Annotated in this window: 15 protein-coding genes; 6 read left to right on the top strand and 9 right to left on the bottom strand. The window is 56.4% G+C overall.

Going from position 1 to position 21,384, the window contains the following annotated elements:
* Positions 1-17: 17 nt before the first annotated feature.
* The 5 genes from IPN69_11130 to IPN69_11110 form a co-directional block, all read right to left on the bottom strand.
* The gene (locus IPN69_11130) at positions 18-3,698 is read right to left on the bottom strand and encodes a carboxypeptidase regulatory-like domain-containing protein (GenBank protein MBK8811267.1); all 3,681 of its coding nucleotides are present in this window, start codon (positions 3,696-3,698) and stop codon (positions 18-20) included.
* A gap of 290 nt (positions 3,699-3,988) precedes the next feature.
* Entirely contained in the window at positions 3,989-4,945 is a 957-nt protein-coding gene (locus tag IPN69_11125) for a hypothetical protein (protein MBK8811266.1), read from the bottom strand.
* A 107-nt stretch (positions 4,946-5,052) separates the two neighbouring features.
* Positions 5,053-7,290, bottom strand: coding sequence for a VWA domain-containing protein (locus IPN69_11120; protein MBK8811265.1), 2,238 nt, complete (start codon positions 7,288-7,290; stop codon positions 5,053-5,055).
* 763 nt (positions 7,291-8,053) lie between these two features.
* Complete coding sequence (locus tag IPN69_11115) at positions 8,054-8,779, bottom strand: hypothetical protein (protein ID MBK8811264.1); 726 nt, start codon at positions 8,777-8,779, stop codon at positions 8,054-8,056.
* 4 nt (positions 8,780-8,783) lie between these two features.
* On the bottom strand, positions 8,784-9,086 hold the full coding sequence (locus tag IPN69_11110) for a hypothetical protein (GenBank protein ID MBK8811263.1): 303 nt from the start codon (positions 9,084-9,086) through the stop codon (positions 8,784-8,786).
* 91 nt (positions 9,087-9,177) lie between these two features.
* On the opposite strand from IPN69_11110, the gene IPN69_11105 reads away from it, so the two are divergent.
* Together IPN69_11105 and IPN69_11100 are read left to right on the top strand one after the other, a co-directional pair.
* Positions 9,178-10,116 (top strand): TOBE domain-containing protein, encoded by a 939-nt coding sequence (locus IPN69_11105; GenBank protein MBK8811262.1) that lies wholly within the window; start codon positions 9,178-9,180, stop codon positions 10,114-10,116.
* Between the two features lie 147 nt (positions 10,117-10,263).
* The gene (locus IPN69_11100) at positions 10,264-10,992 is read left to right on the top strand and encodes a hypothetical protein (protein ID MBK8811261.1); all 729 of its coding nucleotides are present in this window, start codon (positions 10,264-10,266) and stop codon (positions 10,990-10,992) included.
* Positions 10,993-11,095: 103 nt separating this feature from the next.
* On the opposite strand, the gene IPN69_11095 is transcribed toward IPN69_11100, so the two are convergent.
* Together IPN69_11095 and IPN69_11090 are read right to left on the bottom strand one after the other, a co-directional pair.
* Complete coding sequence (locus tag IPN69_11095; protein MBK8811260.1) at positions 11,096-14,275, bottom strand: S8 family serine peptidase; 3,180 nt, start codon at positions 14,273-14,275, stop codon at positions 11,096-11,098.
* Between the two features lie 77 nt (positions 14,276-14,352).
* Complete coding sequence (locus IPN69_11090; protein MBK8811259.1) at positions 14,353-15,903, bottom strand: OmpA family protein; 1,551 nt, start codon at positions 15,901-15,903, stop codon at positions 14,353-14,355.
* 34 nt (positions 15,904-15,937) lie between these two features.
* Here IPN69_11090 and IPN69_11085 point away from each other — a divergent pair, with 34 nt between their 5' ends.
* Positions 15,938-17,830: an ABC transporter ATP-binding protein gene (locus tag IPN69_11085; GenBank protein MBK8811258.1), complete on the top strand. Its 1,893-nt coding sequence runs from the start codon at positions 15,938-15,940 to the stop codon at positions 17,828-17,830.
* A 281-nt stretch (positions 17,831-18,111) separates the two neighbouring features.
* Here IPN69_11085 and IPN69_11080 read toward each other — a convergent pair whose 3' ends face one another.
* The gene (locus IPN69_11080; protein ID MBK8811257.1) at positions 18,112-18,552 is read right to left on the bottom strand and encodes an SRPBCC family protein; all 441 of its coding nucleotides are present in this window, start codon (positions 18,550-18,552) and stop codon (positions 18,112-18,114) included.
* Positions 18,553-18,693: 141 nt separating this feature from the next.
* Between IPN69_11080 and IPN69_11075 the strand changes: the two genes are divergently transcribed.
* The 3 genes from IPN69_11075 to rpoZ all read left to right on the top strand — a co-directional run bounded on the left by IPN69_11075 (position 18,694) and on the right by rpoZ (position 20,751).
* Positions 18,694-19,572, top strand: coding sequence for a YicC family protein (locus IPN69_11075; GenBank protein MBK8811256.1), 879 nt, complete (start codon positions 18,694-18,696; stop codon positions 19,570-19,572).
* 283 nt (positions 19,573-19,855) lie between these two features.
* On the top strand, positions 19,856-20,491 hold the full coding sequence (gene gmk, locus IPN69_11070) for a guanylate kinase (protein ID MBK8811255.1): 636 nt from the start codon (positions 19,856-19,858) through the stop codon (positions 20,489-20,491).
* Between the two features lie 50 nt (positions 20,492-20,541).
* Positions 20,542-20,751 carry a DNA-directed RNA polymerase subunit omega gene (gene rpoZ, locus IPN69_11065; GenBank protein ID MBK8811254.1) on the top strand — a complete coding sequence of 70 codons (210 nt, stop codon included), beginning with the start codon at positions 20,542-20,544 and terminating at the stop codon, positions 20,749-20,751.
* Here rpoZ and IPN69_11060 read toward each other — a convergent pair.
* Positions 20,702-21,370: a DUF4157 domain-containing protein gene (locus IPN69_11060; GenBank protein MBK8811253.1), complete on the bottom strand. Its 669-nt coding sequence runs from the start codon at positions 21,368-21,370 to the stop codon at positions 20,702-20,704. The two genes, rpoZ and IPN69_11060, sit on opposite strands and share 50 nt — an antisense overlap.
* Between the last annotated feature and the right edge of the window lie 14 nt (positions 21,371-21,384).

The raw sequence follows: 21,384 nt of genomic DNA, 5'->3' as shown, positions 1-21,384 counted from the left end.
ACGTCGCGGATAAAGCCCTAGAAGTTGATCTTCACCGAAAGCTGGATGCGTCGTGCGGTGCTGTTGACAGCATCGCGGATGCGTCCGAAGGTCGTCGAGTTTTGCGTCGCCGTCGGGAATCCGAAGTGCTTGATGTTGAAAACGTTCTTCGCGTCGGCCCGAAGGTCGAAGTTGAAGCGCTCCGATATGCGGATGTTCTTCGAAATCGACATATCCATTTCAAAGCGCCTTGGTCCGACGAAGAAGTTTCTGCCCGTATTTCCGAGAGAACCCGCGGCCGGCATCGAGAACTGCGCACGGTCGGCCGAATTGAACCAATAGTTCGTTCCGTTTTCCTGCACAAGAACGCCTAGATAACGCGTGCACCCGTTGCAATTCGCGGTCGACTGAACGACGTTTCCGAAGGTATTCGAACCCGAATAAACCGTGAACGGACGCCCCGAAGCGATGTTCACCGTTCCCGAAAGCTGCCAGCCGCCGACCAGATAATCGAGTCCCTTTCCGATTTCCTTGCCGAATTTTCGGCCGCGACCGAACGGAAGTTCGATCACGTAAAGCCCCTGGAACGCGTCGCGCCGGTCGAAATCCGACCAAGCGTAGTTGAACGAGCGGTTGTTGTTGTCAAACGGCGTACTCGATGCCGATTGGTTGTTGGCTCGCGAGACCGTCGTGAACGTCGGGTCGAACGAACGCGTGTCTTTCGACTTCGAGTACGTATAGCTGAACTGGAAGCTGATCCCCGCCTTCATCCGGCGCTTGATGATGATCTCGAGCGCGTTGTACATCGACTTATCGTTGCTGTCGAGGACGTTCATACCACCGGTAAACTGCGGATAGCGCATCAGGAAGAACGGGCTGAATCCGTTGCCCGTCAGCGATGTCGTTCCGGTACGTCCGGCAAGCGTTTGCGCGACGGCGCCGACCGAGTTGTTCGCCAACTGCGACGAGAAGGTCGAACGAAATGCAGCGAGCGTGCTCGGCGTACCGTTCGTTCCGTTAAGCAGCGTCATCAGGCAGTTCGTCGTCGTCGCCGTATTCTGCGCTTCGACAAATGCGCTCAGGAACGTTTGTCCCGGACAGCGCGGATCGGTCGCACCGAGATTCACCTGATTGGCATCGTAGCCGCCGAACAAATGGACTCCGCGTTTGCCGATATAGTTGACCTCAAGCAGATTGCCGCCCGGAAGTTCGCGTTGGAACCCGAGGAACCACGAGTAAACTTCGGGATACTGGAAGTCGGCGTCAAGCACCGTGATGCTGTTCGACGAAAGCGCAACCGGCGTTCGAAGAACGTCAGGCGACGATGTCGGCGTCAACGACGGCAATCCGTTTCGGAGCAACGCGCCGGCCTGAGAAAAGGCCGTATTGACGACGCCGGTATTATTGCCCGGTGCGCTCTGGAAAATGCTGTTCGCAAAAACCTGCGACGGGAGACGGTCGTAGGCGACGCGTACATTCGCGCGGATCGAAGTCTTTCCATCCTTGAGCGGATCCCAGGCCGCGCCGATCGACGGCGAGAAGTTGTCGAAATCGTTCTTGAACAACTTCCCTTCGGTCCAGCGAAGCGTGTTCGACGGCGTCGAACCGTAGCTGATCTGGCCATCGGGACGGAGCGTCGGTAGTCCGTCTGATGACGGCGACAGCTTGACTTCCCAACGCATTCCGAGGTCGAGTGTGAGGTTCGTCATCGCCTTCCACGAATCCTGGAAATAGAAATCGTATTCCGGATAATAATGCGTGAATCCCCAACGCGACCCGGCCGCTGCGAACTGGCTCGGGTTGCTCGGATCAGCGACAAACGCTTGCGAAACGTTGCCGAGCCGGCCGAGTTGGTCGTTGATCAAGCTCAGCAATCTCGAACGGTCGTTGGCGTTGATTCCGGTCGAACTCGCCGCCGGAATCGCAAACTGAGTAATGAAAGACGTTCCCCAGTTGTTCGCGGTGCCGAAGAACACACGCGGTGTAATGTCGGCGCCCGAAACCGATGAACGATCGTCTATCTGGCGGCCGAAACGGAAATTGAGACCACCCTTGAAAGTGTGGTTGCCCTTGACCCACGTCAGATTGTCCACGAACTGGTACGTGCGGAGTTTGCGCGCGTTGTAGGTGAAATTATCGAACGGGTCGGTAACGATGTTGAAAATGAACGGATAGTTGTCATTCGGCGTCGGGTTGGCGAAGCTGAATGCAAACCGGTTGATTCCGAAGACGAATTCGTTGGTCAGATTCGCTCTCGGCGACCAGCGCCAGTTGATGGCGAGGCCCTTCGGATTGCGCGCCGTCGTGACCTTGCACGGCGTATCCGGGAATGCCTGAAGCCCGCCATTGACGCTGTCGCATACCGTGTCTTGCTGGCCTTGCGAATAACGACCGTAAAGAACGTTGCTTTCCGAGAACTTGTAGTCGATCTTGAACGAGAGATCGTACTGTTTTTCGGTTTGCGGCGCGGCGAAGTTGAAGCCCGCGGTGTTCAGGCCGTCACCGACGAAATAGTTGTTCGCCTGCGGCATCGCATTCATAAAAGCCATCAGGGTCGTATCGAGCCCGACCGTCGTCGGATTGCCGTTCGTCGCCTGATTCGCGTTGATGTTGTATGTCTGGATGCACGGAGTCACCGGAACCGCGGCACAGATCGGGCGAACGACATTGCCGTTCGAATCGACCGAGGGCGTGGTCGTACCGGCCGCGGCGTTCTGTCCGCCGAGCACGTAACGGAAAAGCCCTTGCCGCGCTGACGGCGTTAGGACCGTGCGGGTTACGAGACGTGATTCCGAGGCTCGGAGAAATTGAATGTTTGCAAAAAAGAACATCTTGTCCTTGATGATCGGACCGCCGAAACTGCCGCCGAAAATGTGCTGGACGAACTGCCCCCGTTTGAGTCCGTTCAGGTTGTTCTCATACTCATTGGCGTTGAGATCCGGCGTTTGATAGTACTCGAACGCGCTTCCCTTGAAACGGTTCGTCCCGCTGCGCGTCACGAACGTCACCTGAGCGCCGGTCGAACGTCCGAGTTCGGCCGTAAAATTGCTGGAGACGAACTGGAATTCCTGCACCGAATCCGGATTCGGGCGCAGTGGCGTGAAGTTCGAACCGCCTGCGCTCGACTCGTTGATGTCGATTCCGTCGAGCGTGAAGTTGAACGAACGGTCGCGCGAACCGTGAACGTGGTTACCGCCGCCGGTGTTCGCGCCGACCACGAAGCCGGGCTGGAAATTCAAGAGATCGAGCGGATTGCGGCCGCGAAGACCGACGATCGGAAGACTCTCGAGCGACCTTTGGTCGACCGTTCCGCCGACGTTGCCCGACGTGCTCGTTTGCACGAGTTCGGCCGAACCTTCGACGTTGACGGTTGCCGAAACGTCGCCGATCTCGAGCTTGACGTTGATCGTCGCGGGTTGATTGACGAGAACCTGGTTGTTCGACGAAACGAACTTCTTGAAGCCGGCTTTTTCAACCGTGACCCTGTAGTCACCGGGCTGAACAAGGTCGAAAACGTAAACTCCGCTGCCGCTGGTTTGCGTCGTCAGGGAACTGTTTGTGCCCTGATTCGTGAGCGTCACGGTCGCGCCGGCGACCGCCCCACCGGAATTGTCTTCGACCGTTCCGGTGACGCGCGAAGTTGTCCCCTGTCCGAAAACGTTCGCGCCAAACGACAAGATCGAAAGCGAAAGTGCCATCAAAAACAGCTTTTTGCCCATTTTTCCTCCAGAAAAAGTCTAATTTGCGATAAATATGCCTGATGAAAACTCGGCGATTGAAAAAAAAAGATGCCGTACGATAACACAAAACGTTACGCAAGTGTTAACTCGATTCGGCAAGTTTCCGAACTTTTGGGTGTTTGTGAAATTTGGCGAGTTTTCGGGTGTCAGAACGGCCGCGACGATTGAGAAGGGCCCGGGCGATCGAGGAATTCCGATGTGCGCGATCCAAGCGCATTGAGCAGCCTTGTGGCCGTGGCCGAAACCAGGCCGGCTTTCAACTTCGAGGACTATCTTTCGTATTGAATGACCGTTCCTTTCGCGCCAACGGCCCATCCGTATTTCTTTACAAAAAACAGACCGTAGAGATGCTCGCCGGTGCGGCTCTGAATCTTCGACCAATTGCGTCCCTTGTCGCTCGAACGAAGGATCGTGCCGTCGTAGCCGACGACCACGCCGTTCTTGTCATCGGCGAAATCGACCCGCATCAGCGTCATTGGAAACGCCGTCTTGACGCTTTCCCAGTTCGCGCCGCCGGTTTCGGTACGCAGGATCGTTCCTTTAGAGCCAACGATGTAGCCTTCGTTCTCGTCCCGGAAATCCACATTGTAAAGATCCCCGAGCGTTCCCGAACGCTGAACCGAAAAACTCGCTCCGCCGTTGTCGGAACTGAGGATCAATCCGTCGTCGCCAACGATCCAGCAACGCGAACTGCCGACAAAATCAAGATGGAACAGTTCTTTCTTGGACGGAACGATGATCCGCTGCCACGATTCCCCGCCGTTCTCGGTCCGCATAACGAGCGAATCGACGACACGCTCCTGTTTGTTCAAGAGTGAACCGACGACGATCCCGCGCTTCTTGTCGGCGAACTTGATGCTCAGAAACTCCGGAGTCAGCCCGCGAAACTCGGTCGCTTTTCCGATCTGGGTTCCCTGCCAGGAACTGCCGCCGTCGCGCGTGATGAACATTTGCCGGCCGGCAACGAGATATCCGTTGTCATCATTGCGGAAGTACACCTCGTTGATCGTTGCCGACGAGCCGATTTCCTTCTTTGTCCAATTCCGGCCACCGTCTAGGGTGACCGCAAGATAGCCGTCGTCGCCGGCGATCCAGCCCTTATCGGATGATGTGAAATGGACCGTCACCAGATCCGGTCCGCCGTTCGAACGGTTGACCTTCCAGTTCGTTTGCGCAAACGAAACCTGCGCGGCCAGCAATAGCGTCAAAATGATGGCAATTCTCATAACATCGAATACAAGTACAAAAAAGAAAGGTGAAATTCAATCATAAACACGATTCGAACAAATTTCACCTTTCAGATGGCCAAACCCGCCGAGGGGTTCGTCGCGATCTACTTCGTGATCCGATAAAGTCTGCCTTTCCAGACAACGACGACCTCTTCGCCCAGTGACAGATACTGCGCCAACTCCTTGTCTGAAGCGAGCAGATCGAAATACTCGGCCGACATAAACCTGAGCTTCGTCTCCGGGAGACGAGCCGATTCCTTGAACTCGCCGTCGGTCCAAACGCCGTTCTCGAGATAGAACGTCTTGACGCTGACCTTTTTCATCGTCCGACGCGATTCACGACTAACCTTGTCTTCATCGTCGATCACCGAGACGGCTTCCTGTTTCTCCTTCGCGTCCTTGCTTGCAAGCACCGCGCCGCGACCGGACGAGTCCGCGATGCGGGTCTTGGCGGTCGGCGTCGGCACCTGCTGTTGTCTGACCAGAGTCTGATTCTCGCTGCCGTCCGTCGCCAAATAAGACGTGTACGGCGTAACGATCCCGAAACGCGTGCCGAGATCAACGATCTCGTCGCGCAATTCCTTGTTGTCGCCGTTCGCTCGGATCTGCTCGATCAGCCAACCGACACGACGTGTCGCCCAGAGACGCGGCAAGAAGTCGTTCTTGTCGGCGCGGACCGGAAAATCAAGGTTCCGATATTCGAACGTACGCGTTTCCCGACCCGCTTTGCCGCGCAGTTTCAGCACGATATTGTTGAGATCATTGACGTTTCGGTAACGCCCGATGACCGTCAGCTGCGTTCCCTTGAAGATATCCGTCAACTTGCGGGGATACATCAGGTCGGTCTGGACTCCGCCGAAATCGAGTTCCAGATCGGTCAGGACCGGCGAACTCACCTTGGCGAAAAAGTTCGAGACCTTGACCTCAAGATCCTCGCTCGGTTCGACGTAGTCGGCGGTCCCGCCGTTTTGCGCTGCCAGTTTGTCGAGCAAAGTCGTGTTGACGTCGTAGCCGACGCCGAAGTTGAAAAGCCGCAAACCGTCGACCTTGATCTCCGCCGCATTCTTAATGATCTGATCGACGTTCTGCTCGCCGATCGTCGGCAGTCCGTCGGTCATAAACACAAGCATTTTCGGGCGATCCGACGAGTCGAACTGACGCATCGCGGCGCGCAGCGCGTCGTTGATGTTCGTCCCGCCGTTCGGCGTGAGCCGATTAACGAACTCGGCGCCGCGCCGCTTGCCTTCGGCGTTGGCAGCGATCAACCCGCTTTCCATAAGATGTTCTTCGCCCGCAAAGTTGATGACGTTGAACCGGTCGCCTTCGCGCAGGGTCTGGATTCCGAAATTGAGAGCGTTGCGCGCCTTTTCGAGCTTTGTTCCGCCCTTTGCGCCCGTTCCCGCGTTATCGGCCATCGAACCCGAAGTGTCGAGTACGAATATGATGTCCTTGTTGATCAGCTCGCGCTCCGAGAGGTTGTCCTTCGGCGAAAGCTGAAGCAGGAAAAATCCGTCTTTGCCGGGTTCGCGATACGTCAGAAGCGAAAGACCGAAATCGTTCGACGAGAGCCCGTAGAAAAGCTGGAAGTCATTGTCGTTGTTCGACGTTTCGAAAGATACTGTCGCCGACGTCTCGCCGCGGCGTTTGACGTCCACCTGATGCGACGGTGAATAGATGTTCCGCAGCGCCTCGCGGCCGACGATCTCGATCTTCCCCGAAACGGTCCCGAACTTCTGTGTCGGCATATTGCGGCGGCTGACTTCGTCCGGGCTCTGACGCCATAGGTTGCGGCCCGTTCCGAGCGGATAACGATAAGCGACCGTTCCCGATTCGGCCTTGAGAACCTGCGAATACTTCAATTCGAGCTTCTTGTCGGAGTTCGGCGGAATCGGAAAGATGGATGCCTGGAAAAGGTCCTTGCCGGCATACTCGAGAAGGCCGGGGTCGCGTTGCCGGCGCACGATCTCGTCGTAGATCCGCCTGGCTTCTTCGCGTGAGCGAACTTCGCCGACGAGTTTCTTGCCGTTTTCCCAGATCGCGAACTCGATTATCGAGGCGGACTCGGGTATCGGAAAGAAGTACGTTCCTTCGAGCGTGTAAGGCGTGTCGTTTCGAAATACCTGGACGAGGTGCGTCGTCGCGATCTGCCCTTCGATCCGCGTGTCGAGTTCGATCGATTTCACCGGCAGCGCGTTCGGCAGCGGTACGGGCATCGGTCTCGGTATCGGCCGGCACGGACGGAATTCGCAGATGATCGGTACGACCACGCCCTGCGCGCGGATGCCGCCCGAAAACACAAAAATCGCCGCCGTCGCGACGATCAGACTCGCAAAATACTTCATTTTCATAAATCCTCCGTGTACGGTATATCCCGTTTGACGTTAAGAGGAACGCGCGGCGTTGCCGATTCTTGCATAAAATAGGAGTTTTCTTTAAAACTTTCGGGAAATCCGAAATCATAATCCGGAATCGGGAGCTTTGAAAAACCTTTTTAACGGCGGTCCCGGCGCCGATTCTGACAGGACACAGATAGATCGGATGCAAGATGATACTTCGAACTCAGCGTTTCTTGAGAACTTTTTCTATCTTTAGTGGTCGAAACGAATCCGCTCCACCCCGCCAATCTGTGTTCTGGAAAAACGCGATTTGCTTCCTTTATGTCGGTTTTTCCGAGCGCCCGAGTTGGGGTTTAGCTATCGTGCTGCCGCGGTTGCCCGCCCGCCGACGCAGGCGGTACTGACTCGTTGATCGTCGGGTTGGCGCGTTGCCGCCGCCGCACGACGCGTCCCGGCCCCGAATACAAAGATCCCTTGGGGCTTTTCAAAGCTCCCGAATCTGCGATTGCACTTGCGATTCGTGATCGTCGGCGAGTCAGTAGCGGCTGCGTCAGGGCAAAACAAGGAGACTTGCGATTTTTGATTTGCGATTTGCGATCGCACGCGTAATCAGGGGTCTTCGGCGAATCAGTACCGCCTGCGTCAGGACAACCACGAGGGGTGGAATTCGAGCCGCGAGCTATGAGCTTCGAGATGTGGGCTGTGAGGCTTCATCGGCCAATGAAAAGGTCGAAAATTCGCAAATCGAAAATCGCAAATCGAGAATCCCTTACGGTTCCTTCGGGGTATCGCTAAGCGCGTCGTCGATCTCTTTTTCGAGTTTGGCGCGAAGGCGCTCGACGAGTTGGTCGGCTTTTTGAACGTTGGCCTCGAGGTTCGAACGCGTCGACTGTATCTCCGTCAGCAGTGCCTGCAGGTTGCTTCGCTCGACCTCGATGTTCTTCCGGCGCATATCCCGCAGCTCTTCCGGCCGGAGCGTGCCGGCGAAGGCGACCTGCCGGTCGATCATTTCGGGACGCATATCGAATTCGAGCTGTTCGAGGCGGGTCTTAACGGAATTCTGTTTCTCGATCATATCGAAAAGCTGCTTCCGAAGCGTTTCGCTGCGTTGCTCCGCGCGTGTCAGGATATCGAGATTCATCAGCAGGCGCTTCTGCTTTTCGTCATAATCGTTCTGCCGGTTCGACTCCATCGTTTTCATACGCTGGCCGAGTTCCGACAGGCGCTTGCTGATCTTGTCGAGCTTCTCGTCCGTCGTTTCCGGCGTCGTCGGCGTTTCGGTCGGTTGGACCGACGGATTGGTCGTGCCTTCGATTATCTGTTGGCTCTGATTCTTGTAAACTTCGTCCTGAGTGATAACCGTCGGCTGCGCCACGGGCTTAACCGGTGTCGGCTTGCGCGTCGGTTTCTTTTTTGTTTGCGCGAGCACGGGACCGGCGATCAGCAAACCGATCAAAAGACAAAGCGGGATCAGATACTTTCGAAGGCAGTTCATAACTTCATTTCACCTTTTTCTCTTCGTCCGGCGACTCCGGCAGGCGCAGGTCGGCCTCTTTCTTGTCGGGGATCAGGTCGCCGGTAAAAAACTCGATCGCGTTCTTTCCGAGTCCGACGAACGGAATCGCGTCGAGCCCGGAATTGAGCAACCCTTTGAGGACGCCCTTGCGTTTGATGTCGTAGCCGACGAGCCCGAGCGCGACTACTGTTCCGACATAAGGAACCGCCCGCGCCGCACGTCTCGCCGCCATCCAACCGCCGGCCTCGGCGGCCTTTCTCTTGATGCTTTTCTTGTTTTCAGTCATCGATCTGAGAATTCGAACTTACTTGATTTTTTTGATGATAAAAGCATACTCTACCTTTGCACGCTGCATCTAGCATAAAGTTTCATTTCTTATGCCTCTCAAGATCGAGAAAATATCCAAACGATTCGATAACAACTGGGTCCTCCGGGACGTCGCGTTCGAAGCCTCGGACGGCGAGATCTTCGGCCTTTTCGGTGCGAACGGCGCCGGAAAGTCGGTGCTTCTTCAGATCATCGGCGGCAGCGAATCGTCGAACGGAGGCACCGTCTCGGGGACGCAGAACGGAGTTTCGATCTTTGAGATGCCGAAGCCCTCGATCCTCGGTTCGGTCTTCGGCCGAACGCCGAAAGCCGTCGAGCACGCCGAACGCGCAAGGCGCTTCAGTGCGTTTGTCGAAAGCGGGGCCGGCATCCTGGTTCTCGACGAACCGTTCGAAGGTCTCGACGGCCCGGTCAGACGGGAATGCGTCGAGCATCTCCGTGCCGCGACAAGGGGACGCGGACTGACGGTGGTTCTCGCAACACGCGATCCGGAAATTGTCTTTGAGGCGTGCGACCGTGCGGCGCTTCTTTTTGACAAAGAAGTAGTTCAAACCGGCACGCCGCGCGAACTCTACGAACATCCGGATTCGGTTGCGGCGGCGCGGGCCCTCGGCCTCATCAATCTTATCGAAGCGCGCCGGGTCACCAAATCAAACTCGGACATTCCCGAGTTTCATACGATCGAAGGCGGTCACCGGCTGTTTGCCCAGAAGACGGAAAAGCGCCTGCTCGGAGCGATCAATCAGAACGTCTCGCTCGCGATCCGTCCGGAACACGTATCCATTTCGTTTGGCGCGTCGTTTCCGGAAGACAACCTTCTCCGCGCGACGGTCACTGCGGTCAACTACCGCGGCGCGACGACGCTCGTCACGCTCGACGCGGAAGGCCTCAAGCTCGAAGCCCGCGTCCTGCGCCTCGTCGGCCTTAGCATTGGCGAAGAATGTATGGTCGGATTGCCGCCGGATCGAATTATAGTTCTTCGATCGTAGGTTGAAGCCGGGCCCAAGGATATGACCCGGTAGGATTTTGGCATCCCCGAACTTGGAATCGCGCATCCACAACAAGTGAGGTCGACATTGGATCTCAAAAAGCAGTCTTAGAAAATCAAGAATAATCAAAAAGAGAGGACTTAAAAGTTGAACAAGAAGATAATACTTGGAGCCGCGGCGTGCGCCGTTTTCGCAATTCTTACGGCCTTCCCGGCTCCGTCTTTTGGGCAGGAAGAAGAAACCAATTTCGATTCCTCGAAAATACCGTCGACGGCTGAATCAATTGAAGGTTTTGTTCCCGAAGGATGGAACCTGGAAGAGAAAGTCACCGGAGACGTCAACGGCGACGGCGTTGCGGACCACCTTCTCAAAATCATCGATTCCAAACCCGAGACCGCCGATGAGGGCGAAATGAGCGCCGGCAATCGCGTTCTGATCATCGTCTTTGCGGACAAAGAAGGCAATCTTCGCCGGGCGGCCGTCGCCCCGAGCGTCCTGCAGTGCGCGAGTTGCGGCGGTGCGTTTTACGGGGCCGGAAATGCTCCGGCCAATGTTTCGATCAAGAACGGCGTGATAATCGTCGAACAGGATTACGGTTCGCGCTGGGTCTCGGAAATGACGTTTCGCTTTCGCTACGACGCGCAGCCGGAGAAATTCATCCTGATCGGCTTTGACTACACGAGCCGCGACCGCGCGGAGGGCAACATTACCTCGGAAAGCACGAACTACCTTACCGGCAAACGGATCACGAGCGTCTCGAAGGTCGGTCGAAAGGCGGTTTCAACGACCACGAACGTTGCCAAGGACCGGATGAGCATCGAGGAGGTCGACCGGGACAAGTTTGATGAAGACGCAAACGTGCGGTTGGGTTTGTAAACGCCTTGCGAATTCCTGAATGCCGCCGGGGCCGTGAACCCGGCGGCTTTTTCTGTTTGATCTCGTCAGAATCCGAAACGCGCTCGAAATTCCGGAATCAAAATCACGGAACGAACGCGCTCGGCACGGAGACGTCCCCGTTCGCGCCGAAGCCGGCGATCTGAATTCCGGCGGTCGACCGCTGGATGTACCACGTCGAGTTGCCCGGCCGGAAAACGGCGAAGTCAAATTTTCCGTCGCCATCGTAATCGCCCGGCGACGGAACGTCGGTGCTCAATCCGAAGGGCGCCGAAAAGAACGTGAAATTCTCGCTGCGAAGCACATACCACGTTCCGTCCGACGGCCTGAAGAACGCCCCGTCGGCCTTTCCGTCGCCGGTGTAGTCACCCTGCACGATCTTGTCATTAGCCGAACCGAACGAGAACGCGAAGACCGAATTGTCGCCGCTTCGCTGTATCCACCATTGGCCGAGACTCGGGCGGTAGATCGCGATGTCGGCCTTGCCGTCGCCGTCATAATCTCCGACCGCCGGAATGTCGGTCGCAAGTCCGAACTGCTGGATCGTCGTTCCGCCGGACGACTTCGATACGTACCAGGTCGCGTTCGACGGGCGGAATATCCCGGCGTCCGCTTTGCCGTCGCCGTCGAAATCATACGGCAGCGGAACGTCGTTCGCCGCGCCGAACGGGAATGAATAGAAAGTCGAATTCTCGCTCCGGAGAACGTACCAGTTCGCGTTCGACGGCCGCCAGAACGCAATGTCGGTCTTGCCGTCGCCCGTAAAATCGCCCGGGACCAGTTTGTCGTTCGACGTTCCGAACTGGAATGCGCGGTTGCCGCCGTCAACGCTTCTCAGGTACCACCATTCGCCGACCGACGGACGAAAGATCGAAATGTCCGTCTTGTCGTCGCCGTCGAAATCGACCGGTGCCGGTCGGTTCACCGCGGCTTCGCTGAAGTTGTAGGCAACGAGCGCAAAATGCTGGTCGGTGGCGTCGGCGTTTCCGAGAATTCCGTTGCCGTTGAGCGCCGCCGCCGAGACGGTTATCGTCACCGCGGTTCCCGCGGGAATGCCCGCCGGCAGAAAAACGTTCTCGACGTTGTCGATCGTGCTGTTCGCGCCGCCGGTCGTCGAACTTCCGCCGCTGAAAACGTTGCCGCGATACGTGCTCGCGCCGATCTGAACCGTCAGATCGAGATTGTTGATCAGCGCCGGAGTGGTGGCCGCCGGCGGATCGGTCCAGACGAGACTGATCCGAACGGGTTTTGAAGCGCTCGCGACAGTTCCCGCGTAAACGACAGTCTCACCGGCGTTCGAGAAGTTGACCGTTTGATTGACGCGTTTGATCGGCACCGTCGAATCGAACATATTCTTGAGGTTTATCCGCCCCCAGCCCTCGTTGCCGTTGGGGACCGTCGCCGTGTTCGTCGTCGCGCCGTTCATTTCCTGCCCGGTGTTGATGACTGACGCCTTGATCAGCGCCGGACTCGGATTCACGCCGCTGTTGTTGTTCTTCCAAAATTGGGTAAACAGCGCGGCGGCGCCGGCAACCTGCGGCGCGGCGTGCGACGTTCCGGTGCTGTAGGCGTGATTCGCGTCGAAGCAGCTCGAGACCGAGCCGCAGGTCCCGGCACGCGAACCCGTGATGACCGTTCCGGGGGCGACGATGTCGGGTTTGACGCGCCCGTCGGAGGTCGGGCCGCGGCTCGACGAACTGCGCAGGTCGTCCATATTGTCGGCGCCGGTCGAACCAAGTTCGGTTCGGATATTCTCCGAATTTCCGACGACGATCGAGTTCTTCGACGCCTTCGGACGCGTCAGCGACAGTGTCCCGGGGCCGGAGTTGCCGGCCGAAAAAACCAGTGTTATCGGGTCGATCGAGGCGCCGGTCGAAGTGTCCTGGACGAATCCGTCGAACTGCGCCGTATACGAATCGTAGACGTTGCCGTTCGTGCCGTTGCCCCAGCTGTTGTTGGAAATGCTGCCGAAAATTCCGTTCGGTCCGGCCGTCGTGACCGTGTCGTTGTAGGTATCGAGTTCGGTTCCCGTGTAACCCGAGACCAACAGCGGGATGTTGAGGATATTCGCGTTCGGCGAGACTCCGAGCCCGTAATTGTAGCCGGTCGGGTCAAGCGCGCCGAACGGCGTGCTGCCGGCGATGATGCTCGCGTTGATGTGTCCGTGACCGCCGGTCGCGCCCGACGCCGCGCCGCGGAGCGGGCCGTTGACGGTGTTGCCCGACGTCACGTAGAATCCGCCGTTGCCGGGGACGTTGACGCCGTCATCGACAACGGAAACGGTGACGTTTGAGCCATTGACCCCGAATTGCGCCAGCGGATTGTAGCCCGGCGCCGAAATCACGGTCGTGCTCGAATAGTTGCCGGCGACGATCTGGGCCGCGCGCTCGTCCTCGATCCGCGGCCGTTCATACTGATCGATTCGGACAACGTCGGGTATCGCGGCCAGCGAGTCGAGCGAGTCCACAGGCGCTTCGATCCGCAGGACGTTGAAGAAGTTGGACGGGAGTTTGATCGAGTTCACGATCTTCGCGCCGCCGTTTTCGATCGTACCGGCGACGCTCTCAAGATTCGCCCGCTTGAAAACCGCGACGTCGAACGTCGCGCGGCCGTTGACGGCGTTCGCTGCAAAATTCCGGACTTCGGGCGCGAGTTTGTCGCCCGGAAGATATCTGCCGACCCAGCGGACGCGCGAGTGTTCGGCGATGCGCACGATCGCGGAATTTTCCGCATAAACGAAAAACGACTGATGCGGCAAATACTGCAAAACTTCCCCGCCGGCGTCTTCGATGCTTTCAAGCCATTCGTCGGTCACCGTCGCGGCGAATTGAACGATGAAGTAACCGCCACCGGGAATTTCCGAAACCGAACGGTCGCCGGGTTTGACAGTCTCGAACCGGTCGTCTTCTAGCGGGTCGAATCGCGCGTTCGGTAGATTGACCGTTGTTTCAAGTTGCTGAACGTCGGGGCCGGCGAGTTTCGCCGACCGCGAGGCGACGATCACGAAAGATCCGTAATCCTCCACGATGCGTCCGAGTCCGGCGGCGGCGGCGCGCTTGCCGAAATCGCCCGTGGAAACCCGGTAGAGCGACGATTCCCGGCTACGTATGGCGTCCGTCACATCGTCGGGCGTCGCGAACTTCGCGAAGCGATCCGGTATATCCGATTGCGCCTTGACCTTCGGCCCCATCGACAGGACAATGCCCAAAACGGCGACCGCCGAAACGATTACAAACACGACACCTACACGAACGGATAACTTCATTGATCTCAAAGACTCCTGATTTGCGATTTTCAATTTGCGATTTGCGATTACTGCAATCCTGATTCTCGAATCCTCGATTACTTGATCAGGTTAAGAATAATGTCAACGCGGCGGTTCTTCGCACGGTTTGCGGCGGTATTATTGCTCGCGATCGGGATCGTCGCGCCATAGCCGCGGACCTCGATCCGCTGGGCTTCGGTTCCGAGACTGACGAGCTTGTCGGAGATCGCCTGAGCGCGTTCCTGAGTCAGCGTCAGCAATTCTTCGGCCGTTCCCTGGCTGTCTGTGTGCGATTCGATCAGTATCCTGTAATCCGGATTGCCCGCGAGAATCGCGGCGAGATCGTTCATTTTCGTGATCGACGCGGCCTTGACCGAACTCACGCGCGGACCGAACCAAAAGGTCTCAGGAAGCGTCACGACGATTCCGCGTTCCGTCTGCCGAACCGTTCCGACGCGCTTCAGCGATTCGACGAGAAGCGGTTGATTCGAAAGGATTTGCTGGGTCCGATTGTCTTTTTCCTGCTGCTCGCGGATCAGCTGTTTTTCCGCTTCGGCGTCGGCCAGGCGTTTTTTGTAGCCATCGTTCTCCACTTTCAGCTTACCGATCTCTTCGCGAAGCCTTCCATTCTCTTCGCGCAGGTCCTTGATCTGATCCGAGACATTCGACACGTCGCGTTCGCTCAGTTCGCGGTTGCGCAACTCGCGCGCCAACTCGTCCTTGAGCCGCGTGATCTCGTTCTGGGCTTCGAGGTATTTGTCTTCGGCTTGGCGGATCTCCGCATCCTGACGAATCCGTTCGTTGCGCTTTTCGCGCGCGTCCTTGCGGGCGATCGCTGTCTGCTCGGCTTTGACGCCTGCCGACACCGCCTGCCGTGCGGCAATGTCGACGGATTCCTCGGGACGCTCCGCCTGCCAGGCCTTCTCGGCGTTCTGAAGCAGCGTTTCGGCCGCTTGAAGTTCTTCGACTGCATCGCGCGAGGCGCCCGAGAACTTTGCCAGTGCAACGGCTTGCCGCGCCTGGAGTATCGTTGAAGGCGTCTTCTGATAATCGACTTCGGCGATCTCGGGAGTGCGCGCGTCACGGAAATAGTCGCTCGTGTTGCCGAAATACTGTACGGAGCGTGTCGTCGAGATCGTCACGCCGGTCAAGGTATACGGACTCAAATTCTCGAGCATGATCGCCTGGCTCGGCCGCCGGACGAGAAAATGCGGTTCGGCGGTGATGATCAAAGCGAACGTCTGCATCGGCGTCGTCACCGAGATCTTCGAATCAAACTCAAAGGTCCCACGGCGCCGGATCTCACCGAGATTGTCGATCTGCCCGTCCGGCGAAACCGCCCACAGGACGTAGGTCGCATAACCCGCGCCGAGTTCGAAGGGGCGCGGCATCTTCGACACCGAGAGCTCGATCTCGGTGCCGTTCTTGCTCGTCCGTTTCACTTTCGCCTCGCCCTTCATCCGCGGAAAACGCGTTGTCCCGCGAAACTGAACATAAACGATCTCGTCGAGCGGGTACGTGATCGCCGTCGTCTGACGTGCGACATCGACCTGTCCGAGGACCGAGACCGATCCGATCAAAAACGACGCGACGGCGACGATCAGCTGCAAGCTCTTTAGTTTTCTCATTTACAATTCTCCGGAGCGCAATGCCTTTAGAAAGATGCCACAAACCAATTTGACGTTGCAAACCGATGTTCTCGCGCGCCGCGTTGATTTGAGTTTTGTGACCGGCAAAAGTATAGTCAAGTTTTTGCCGACGATGAGCGATTTCAAGCGACTTCTAAGATATCTCAAGCCGTACTGGCTGACGTTCGTCGTCGCGATCATCGCGATGGTCTTCGCCGCCGCGTTCGAAACCGCGATCGGCGCACTGCTCGTTCCGATCTTCGACCAGTTCCTTACGAACTCGGCGCAAAAATCGAAAACGCTCTTCGATCTTCACAGCCTGATTCCCAAGAACGACTGGTTTCGGGCGTGGATAATGATCTCGATCCTGCTCTTCAGTTTTACGATCCTGAAAGGCATTGCCGAGTATTCATCTTCGTATTTAATGGCGAAGATCGGGCAGTCGGCCGTTCTTAATCTTCGCCGGGAACTCTATGATCATCTACTGCGGCAATCGACGGATTTCTTTGAGAAACACCGGACCAACTATCTCGTTTCGCGACTCGCGAACAGTTGCGCGTCGATCGAATGGGCGGTCTCGGCGAATCTGCGCGACGTTCTGCGCGAGAGCTTTATGCTCATCTTCTTCATCACGGCGGCGTTCTTCTTCAATTGGCGTCTGATGCTCGGAGCGCTCGTCATCGGTCCGATCGTTGGCGGATTGACCTCGAAATTCAGCAAGAAGCTTCGAAAATTGGCGGAAGAAACGTTTGAAGGGACCAAACTCCTGACCGACACCGCGCAGGAAACCCTCGCGAATCAAACGATCGTCAAGGCTTACCGGGCGGATGAGCGGGAAAAAGCCCGATTTACGCGGATTGCAGCCGTCATCGCGCGCGCCAATCTCCATTCGGCGAGGCTTTCGGCGCTCTCGCCGCCGACGATCGAGATCATCGGCATCGCCGCGATGATCGTCCTTTTCTATTTCGGCTTGCGCGAAATCAACGCCGGACGGCTCGAAGCGTCGCAGTTTTTTACGTTTTTGTTCTTTTTGTTCAGAAGTTACGATCCGATGCGCAAGATCTCGCGGCAGCATAATGAGATCACGAAGGCGTTCGCGGCCGCGAAAGACGTTTGGGACGTTCTCGACGAAAACGAAATTCTTCCGGAGAAGAAAAACGCCGTAAAACTGGCGGCGCTAACGGACAAGATCGAACTTCGCTCGCTTTCGTTCAATTATCGAAACTCGGAAAAGCAGATACTGGATGATGTGTCCTTGTCGATCCCCAAAGGACAGATGATCGCGTTCGTCGGCGAAAGCGGCGGCGGGAAATCCTCGCTCATTAAACTCGTCCAGCGCCTGTACGACCCGACCGACGGGGCGATCACCTGGGACGGCATCGATCTCCGGGACGCGAGCCTGGAGAGCCTTCGACGGCAGATCGCCCTCGTCACCCAGGAAACAGTCCTTTTCAACGACACGATCCGCTACAACATCACCTACGGCCGCCCGGACGCGACCGATGAGGAACTTCGAGAGGCCGCGCGCGTCGCATTCGCCGCGGATTTTATCGACGAATTGCCGCAGAAGTACGACACTATCGTCGGCGAACGCGGGATCTTTCTTTCCGGCGGCCAGCGCCAGCGGATCGCGATCGCTCGCGCCGTGATGACCCAAGCGCCGGTGCTGATCCTCGACGAAGCAACCTCCGCGCTCGACGCCGAAAGCGAACGGCTGGTACAGAAGGCGCTCGCGAATCTGATGGAGAACAAGACCTCGATCGTCATCGCGCACCGGCTTTCAACGATCCGCCGCGCGAACCGGATCGTCGTGATGGAACGCGGCCGGATCAAGGAATCGGGGACGCACGCCGAACTGCTTGCGAAAGGCGGCATTTACAAGAAACTATACGAGCTGCAGTTCGCGGAAGAAGACGAAGATCTTTGATTTGGGAATTGGGATTTGGGAATTGGGATTTGGGATTTGGGAGCTTTGAAAAACCGACATGAAGGAAGCAAATCGCGTTTCCTCCAGAACACAGATTGGCTGGATGGAGCGGATTTGGTTCAATCGATACAGAAACGCTGAGTTCGAAGTATCATTTTGCATCCGATCTATCTGGGTCCTGTCAGAAACGGCGCCGGGATCGCCGTTAAGCAGGTTTTTCGAAGTTACCGATTGGGGATTTTCAATTTTCGATGGTTTCATCGTCCTGCAGAGGCATATTTTCAATCGCCCTCTTCAAGCCGTTTTTTGAGCCGCTTTGCTTCCTCGGTCAGTTTCTCGTCGACAGCCTTCTTGAACATCGGGATCGGAAGACTGTACCGCAGTTCGCCGAACGATTGGATCCGCAATCGGACGCGTGTCGCGCCTTCGCCTTCGTCAGCAAGCTCGTACCTGAATTTCATCTCGAAAGGCTCGTCGGTCGTCATCTCGACGAATTTCCCTTCTTCTGCGTCCGTCACGAAATAGACCGCTGAAAACTGCCGGTTAAGAAACGCGCCGATACGCTCGACCTTGGCGCCTTTCACGAGCGGCCCGGACTGCATCGGAAACACTTTTGAAAATCCCGTCATCCATAAACGATCGCTTTTCGGATCGAACATAAAGCCGGCGACAACTTCGCGCGGCCGGGCGATGACTACTTCCGCTTGAACATCAACTGACATTCTTCTTATCTCCGTGTTATTTTTTTGGATGGAAAAATCGAATTGCGGCGATGATAACAAGAACCCCAAGCGGTGTAAAGCAGTGCCCGCCGCACGCCGGTTATGTTAAACTGTCGGTAACTTGTACACTGAGCGACCTTTATGAAATCAATGACCGGATTCGGCCGCGGCTTTGAATCGAGCGACGATTTTGCCGTGACAGTCGAGATAAAAACCGTAAACAACCGTTTTCTAGATATCAATCTGCGGCTTGGAACCGAACTGCAGGCGCTCGAATCGACGATCAAGCGCCAGATCGGCAATCGGCTCTCGCGCGGCCGCGTGGACGTCAACCTGACCTACGAACGCACGTCGCAGATCAATTACGAATTGAACCGACCGATGATCGCCGGGTTTCTTGCGGCAATGAAGCAGATGCAGGACGAGTTCGCGCTTTCGGGAGAGCCCGACATCAACGTCGTCGCGCGTCTCCCCAACGTGCTCGTGCCGAAAAAGGACGACCTCGATGAACATTTCATCGTCGGAGTCGAACGCGCGGTAAATTTTGCGATCGACGATCTCGAGAAGATGCGCCGGAACGAGGGCGGAATGCTCAAAAACGAACTCGCTTTTCGACTCTCGGAGATCGAAAACCGGATCCCGGCGATCGAGACCGAAGCGGGCGGGGTCGCCGAGGAATTTCGTCAGCGGCTGACAAAAAAGATCACCGAAATGCTGGCGCGAACCGAATCGCAGATCGACATCGATCAGGGACGCCTGGCGCAGGAAATCGCTTTTATGGCAGACCGTAGCGATATCTCCGAAGAGATCCAACGCCTGCGAAGCCATATCGAGCAGTTTCGGCAGATCGTCGATGAAGAAACCGAGGTCGGCAAGCGGCTCGACTTTCTGACGCAGGAACTAAACCGCGAAGCGAACACGATCGCTTCGAAGACCAACAATCTCGTCGTCAAGGAGAATGCCCTGGCGATCAAGAGCGAGATCGAGAAGATTCGCGAACAGGTTCAGAATGTCGAATGAGAATCTTGGAATTTTGATCTTGGAGCTTTGATCTTGGTGCTTTGATCTTGGAGCTTTGATCTTTGATCTTTGATCCTTGGACTTTGATCTTGGAATTTTGATCTTGGAACTTCGAACTTGGCTCACGTTCAACAATCAAAGATCAAAGTCCAAAGATCAAAGTCCAAAGATCAAAGTCCAAAGATCAAAGTCCAAAGATCAAAGTCCAAAGTTCAAAGTCCAAAGATCAAAGTCCAAAGTCCAAAGAAAGATCAAAGATCAAAGTTCAAAGCCCACGAATTTAATGAAAGGAACGCTTATCATCATCAGTTCGCCGTCGGGAGGCGGAAAGGGAACACTGATCAAGGAGATTCAGGCCCGGGTTCCGAACATCGGGTATTCGGTCTCGTACACGACGCGCGCGATGCGCGATGGCGAAGCCGACGGCCGTGATTACCATTTCGTTTCGAGGGAGGAATTCCTGCGCCGCATCGATGCGGGCGAGTTTCTTGAATACGCCGAGGTTCACGGCAATTTCTACGGCACGTCGCAGACGCAGGTCGCGCGCGAGACCGAACTGGGCCGCGACGTAATCCTCGAGATCGACGTCCAGGGCGCGGCGCTCGTTCTTGAGCGATTTCCGGAGGCCGTCAGCATCTTCATACTTCCGCCGTCGTATGTCGTCTTGAGCGAACGGCTCGCGTCGCGCGGAACGGAGTCCGAGGAGACGCTCGAACTTCGTCTGCGGAATTCGCGCCGTGAGGTCGAGGAATTCGGACTTTTTCAGTATGCAGTGATCAACGACAATCTGGTTGATGCGACGCGCGACCTCGAAACGATAATTTTGGCAGAACGGCTCAAATCCATTAGACAAACCGAACGCGTACAAGATATTCTTGATAGTTTCGATGCGTCGAAAATCAATACAGCGGGAGATTAAGGAAGTAAATGGCTGAACAAGAAGAAAATCTGATCGACGAAACCGCGGAAATGGCCGCCGAAACCGAAGTGACCGAAAAGGTCATTCCCGAGATCGATTCGAAGTATCGAATGATCATCCTCGCCGCACAACGCGCCAAGCAGTTGCAGCGAGGTGCGAACGCTCGTGTCGACCTCGACCCGCGCAAGCACAAGAACACTCGCATCGCGCTCAAGGAACTTGACCAGAAGAAAGTTCACTTCGACATTCTTGAGCAGTAAGCCCTGAATTTCGCCTCTTCGCGAACCAGCGGACGAATTCATACGCGGTTTGCCTCGCTTCGATCTCAAAAGGGATAGCGAGGTAGGCCGCGTGTCTCGATTTTGCCGACCAATTTCCCTGTTTGCGGATGTTCCGCAGATAATCGCCGAAGTACTTCCACAAGAACCCGAAAAAGCCGTGCCGGCGATATTGAACGACGTGGGCGATCTCGTGGACGACAAGATCGCGCGGCAGAGTAATCCTTCCGCCGGTCCTTTCAAGCAACGCCGGAGCGATAAAGACAAAGGGCCCGATCGTTATCCCCTGTATCCGCAGCGCCGCCGCCGCGACGCGCGCGACTCTCCCCGCCGCGATGTAGGTCTTGGGCAATTCGAACATTGCATCGCCCAGATGCTCGCGAAAAAAAGCTTCAATCAGCTGATGGGATGTTGAAGAAAGAGAACGCATGGCGATTTCGGATTGGGGATTTGGGATTTCGGATTTGGGATTTCGGAATCTGGAATCTCGGAATCCTGGAATCTCGGAACCTGGAATCTCGGAATCTGGAATCTCGGAATCCTGGAATCTGGAATCTGGAATTTTGGATCCAAATCCGAAATCCCAAATCCCGAATCCCAAATCCGAAATCCCAA

Source organism: Acidobacteriota bacterium, assembly GCA_016715115.1.
Taxonomy (GTDB): domain Bacteria; phylum Acidobacteriota; class Blastocatellia; order Pyrinomonadales; family Pyrinomonadaceae; genus JAFDVJ01.
This window is presented reverse-complemented; position numbering and strand designations above follow the sequence as displayed.